Origin of the sequence: Gillisia sp. CAL575 (assembly GCF_000403785.1) — a bacterium.
GTDB lineage: Bacteria > Bacteroidota > Bacteroidia > Flavobacteriales > Flavobacteriaceae > Gillisia.
Map to the genome: position 1 here is coordinate 1 of NZ_APHJ01000033.1, position 5,042 is coordinate 5,042.

General features: G+C 30.3%; 4 protein-coding genes. All 4 read left to right on the forward strand.

Annotated features, from left to right (window positions below; translation table 11 throughout):
• The first annotated feature begins 336 nt into the window (after nucleotides 1–336).
• The 4 genes from I130_RS11560 to I130_RS11575 all read left to right on the forward strand — a co-directional run bounded on the left by I130_RS11560 (nucleotide 337) and on the right by I130_RS11575 (nucleotide 4,713).
• Entirely contained in the window at nucleotides 337–894 is a 558-nt protein-coding gene (locus tag I130_RS11560) for a hypothetical protein (protein WP_034923206.1), read from the forward strand.
• A gap of 162 nt (nucleotides 895–1,056) precedes the next feature.
• Entirely contained in the window at nucleotides 1,057–2,529 is a 1,473-nt protein-coding gene (locus tag I130_RS11565) for a hypothetical protein (protein WP_034923208.1), read from the forward strand.
• A gap of 749 nt (nucleotides 2,530–3,278) precedes the next feature.
• Nucleotides 3,279–3,776 carry a hypothetical protein gene (locus I130_RS11570; RefSeq protein ID WP_034923210.1) on the forward strand — a complete coding sequence of 166 codons (498 nt, stop codon included), beginning with the start codon at nucleotides 3,279–3,281 and terminating at the stop codon, nucleotides 3,774–3,776.
• Between the two features lie 166 nt (nucleotides 3,777–3,942).
• Nucleotides 3,943–4,713, forward strand: a complete 771-nt coding sequence (locus I130_RS11575; RefSeq protein WP_034923212.1) for a hypothetical protein — start codon at nucleotides 3,943–3,945, stop codon at nucleotides 4,711–4,713.
• The last annotated feature ends 329 nt before the right edge of the window (nucleotides 4,714–5,042 follow it).

A 5,042-nucleotide genomic window follows, 5' to 3' on the forward strand; every position in this document is an offset into this window, starting at 1 on the left:
TATAACTTCTCAGGATCTGGAGGCATCGTGAAAGATTTACCGCCAAAGAGATCGGTGCTGCAATGTATTTTCCAGCTTCTCTTGTGAATATCAATTCCTATGAATAACTTTGGTAATGCAGTAACTCGGGTTTCCATATCTTTAGTTTTTATAGTGATTATTAAAGATACTCGATTACTGCTTTTTCATGGATGCTAACTAGCAAATAGCTGGCATTTCAGTAAAAAGTGATATTTTAGACATCAGTTAACAAACAACAAAGCCGACAAGAAAGCGTCCCTACTCCACGCTACTTGCGTTAACCAAGACCGTTATGTTTAATTTTTCAAAGAAAAAATGATTATTAAGCCAAATGCATCTGAGAATGAAAAAACGTCTCCATTTTATATTGCGAATGAGAAATTTTGTAGGGAATTTGAATATTTTATTTCTGAGAAAAACGGAAAAGTAAATGGAAATTATAACGCTTGGTCTTATATAATTTATGGCAAGATAAATAATCCAAAAAATTGGATCTTGAAATATAAGAAAGCAACATATTCCGGTGGGAATTTACTTTTGACTTCTAAATATCAAAATCTTCTTACTCTTGCGGAATGGACAACAAATAGAATTTCTCATAATTCTGGATTTTTGATAAGAAAAAAGACCAGGACTGACTTTTTCCTATTTATGTTTTCAAAATCATTACAGAGAATAAAAGTTTCTGATCATTATATATTGATATCTAAAACAAACAATTCCGAGCTAATCACAGAACTGATAAAAAAATTGACTCCTTTATTTAAATCTGGAGAAGTTTATAAAATTGAAAATAAAAACGATAAATTGACAATTGACCTTAGAACTGAAAAACATCATTTTGATATATTCAATTCGATATCCGAACTATAAAAACTAAACATAACATCGGTTACCAGCAAATAGCGGGCTTAGTCGAAAAAGTGTATTTTAGATACCTATTAAAAAAACAACTAAGCCGACAAGTTTGCGTCCCTACTCCACGCTACTTGCGTTAACCAAGACCGTTGGCAACAATGTTTAACAAAATCCAATATGAAAATATACTTTTCTGACTTCTTTGAAATAAATCCTTCAAATGTTGAAGATTATGGTGCTTTCAATATTTCGCTAATAAATGATTTACCATTATTTATTGATCCTTTTTTGCTTTTTGGAAGTAAAAAAGAAGATTACAAAGAGTTACATAATGTGATATTAAAATATTTGACCTTTCTAAAACAAAAAGCGGAACTTGGAATTAATGATTTTTCACAAGTAAAATCTTGGTATTTGTTTCCGGAAGTAAAACAAAATTGGTTTGGTTATAGTAAAGTTGGCAATGGTGGTAGCGGCTTAGGGAAAAAATTTGGAGAAGCGTTTTCATCATCAATTCACATTGTTTTTGATGATTTAGGAAAAGAAGTTGTAACGCAATCATCACACTTGGAAAAAGCAGGACTTTTTGAAATAGGAGTTGGAAAAGATAACATTAGTGACTTCACTACAAACTTGATAAAGGAATATTTACTGGAGTACACAGAAAAGTTTGCTAAGAAATACATTGATCCAAAATTTCTAAAGAAAATTAATGTTAGCAAAGTATATTTCGATTATAATTTAGAAAGATGGATGCCAAAGGAATTTGAACTTCCATTTTTATTCGGAGATTATGTATTATTGACTCCTAGGGACATTTTGACAAAGGATGATAACTGGATTAATAGTAATGATTTGAGAGGAGATTTTGATAGAATATGCGGGAGTATTCCTAACGACCAACTACGACATGAAATTTTTAATTATTTCAAAAAATCATTACCAAAACCACCTAAAAACAAAAAGAATACACAAAAAGAAATTTCATTGGCTGTTCATAATACGATAAAACAATTCCCCGAAATAATTAAATACTACGTAAAACAAAAAGAAGAAAATAAAGTAGGTGCTAAGAATATTTCCAAGCAAAAAGTAGATCAAGTGGAAACCGTATTTATTCATCAACTAGGCAAATTTGTTGAGCACCTAATGAAAGATTCTGATTTTTACACAATTAGTCCTGAAAGTTCTTATGAAGGTTCATTAAAAAGATTGTTATTTTTAAAATCTTTCATTGAAGATAACGATGGATATAAGTTGTTTTATGTAGATCACCAACCAATTAAAAGAGAAGAAGATTTACAACTAATATACAGATTGACTTGGTTCGCATCAGATTTAGATGTTAACAGAGAAGTAAACAATGGTAGAGGTCCTGTTGACTATGCGATTTCAAGTGGTTCAAAAGACAAAACTCTAATAGAATTTAAATTAGCCTCTAATTCCAAGTTAAAACAGAATTTGGCAAAACAAGTCGAAGTATATGAAAAGGCAAATAATACTAAAAAATCGATCAAAGCTATTCTCTACTTTGATGTAACCGAATATAATAAAGTACAGAAAACTTTAAAAGAACTCAAATTAGATAAAGCTGAAAATATTATTCTAATAGACGCAGGAAGAAAACCATCTGCATCAAATGTGAAATAAAACACAGTTGCCAACATCGGTTAAGCGCAAATAGCGGGCATTCTGGTGAAAAGTGCTATTTTAGACACCAAGTAAAAAACAACTAAGCCGACAAGAACGTGTCCCTACTCCACGCTACTTGCCTTAACCAAGACCGTTGTAACTCATGGCTCAGAATGAAAAACGTGAAAAAATAACGGCAAATCTGAATGAAAAAATCAATCTTTCGCAACTGTTGCGCTGACTTTTTCAAGATTTTAGTTAAGAACAAAACTACTTAAGCGTGAAATTTTGAGAAAAGTCTATAAGAATGAAAAATGTGAAAATTGAATGCTCTTAAAATCACTGCGCAGATTCCTACTCGAACTTATAAAAGTAAAAATAGATGCATTCACCTCGTTATTCTGACTTTTACTCAAGCATGAAAAATGGATAAATTGAATGCCTAAAGATTTAGAACTCTGACTTTAAATCTGTCGTGAAAAATGACAAAATAATTAAGAACCAAAAAATTAAAAGCTGACTCTTACTCGAACATGAAAAATAAAATCAAGATTCAGAAAAGAACAAAATGACTTAATAAGAGTGACAACAAAATAATATATTCCGAGTATCGCCACGAGGTACAACATCGGTTATCGCAAATTAGCGGGTATTCAAGTAAAAGTTATATTTTAGTCATCAATTAACAAACAACTAAGCCGACAAGAACGCGTCCCTACTCCACGCTACTTGCGTTAACCAAGACCGTTGGCAACAAGCAAAAAAAAATGAAAAGAACAATATTTATAATAGCAATTCTGACTATTTCAGTTTCTACAAAATCTTTCGCGTGCAATTGTTCAATACCTAAAAGTTTACAAGAAATTCAAGATTATGAATATGAACAATCTGACTGCATTTTTGTTGGAGAAGTTTTTGACGTGAATTCAGAAAACTTCTCCTTTAAAATAAGAGTGATTGAGTCACTCAAAGGAGCAGAAATAGAAACTGTATTTATTGGTACTTATGACGAACATTGCGGGCCTATTGTTACAGAAAATGGTCTATGGTTAGTTTATGCTGATCTTAATTCTGAAAATGTCCTTGATATTAATGAATGTGGGCTAACTAGAAGCCTAAAAAACCCTGAATTCAATACAGTAATTGATGGACTAATTCAAAAAAGATTAAATAAAATTGACAAGGAAAATATTGAAAAAATAAATGCGGAATCAAGAAAAGTACTTGAACTTGAATTGACCATATTACGAAATAGAATGAACTGAAAAAGCCAGTTGCCAACATCGGTTAAGCGCAAATAGCGGGCATTCTGATGAAAAGTGTTATTTTAGACACCAATTAAAAAACAACTAAGCCGACATGAACGTGTCCCTACTCCACGCTACTTGCCTTAACCAAGACCGTTAGGGGCAAGCTTTAAGAAAATTTTAGATGAAACATTATTTTAAATTGGTAAAAAACAGAATTGGCTCAATTAGAAAAGATTTATTTCTTCTACTTATAATTTCTGTTATTACTATTATAATTATTGAGTTTTGGTTAATAAATATTCCAGCTTCAAATGATTTTTTTTATCATTTGGGACAGATTAATTTGAAATTAAGTTATTCATATTTCTCAGCATTTATATTCTATTTTCTGGTAATTCATTCTCCAAAAGAGAAAAGAAAGGCAAAATCTTTCAGACAATTAAACAATAAAATTTTAGCTATTGATTATGAATTAAGAGATATAATTACAACAGCATTAGATGCAGCAAATTATAAATATAAAGACAAATTAAATTTTTCTGTAAAAAAATTATCGAAAGAAGATTTTAAACAAGCTTGTAAAAAAGTTAATCCTCAAAATCCGATTAAATCAAATATACATTATCCACCTTTTTCAGATTGGTTTGAATTTTTGACTTTTAAAGGAAAAGAAATAAAAAAATTAATAAATGAAATTTTACTAATTAATGATAGTATAGATAGTGAAGTTCTCGAATTGATAACATTTGTTGATGACGAAACATCTCGCTTTATTTATGAAAGAAAGAAGTTTGGAAACACGGATCTTGAAAATCTCAGCGTTTCAATTTACACTACTTCGGAAGAGGTTAATGAGTTAATTTCGGTTTTTAGAAAAAAATATAATAGATATAAATATGAGTATCATTATAACTACAGATTAAGAAATAAGAAACAAAAAGCCAGCCCCTAACATCGGTTAAGCGCAAATAGCGGGCATTCTGGTGAAAAGTGTTATTTTAGACACCAAGTAAAAACCAACAAAGCCGACAAGAACGCGTCCCTACTCCACGCTACTTGCCTTAACCAAGACCGTTGTAAACAATTTTTACGCAACAAAATTCATCTACTATATAAAATAACCAAATCATGAAAAAAGTTAATCTAATTTTAATTTTATTATTATTTATATCACTTGGGATTATCTCATGTCATAAAAAAGACAAACAAAATGAGTCTAATTTTATTTCATCGAATATAAACGAAGTGAAATGGAATGGAATTCCTAAAATTCATACTAAT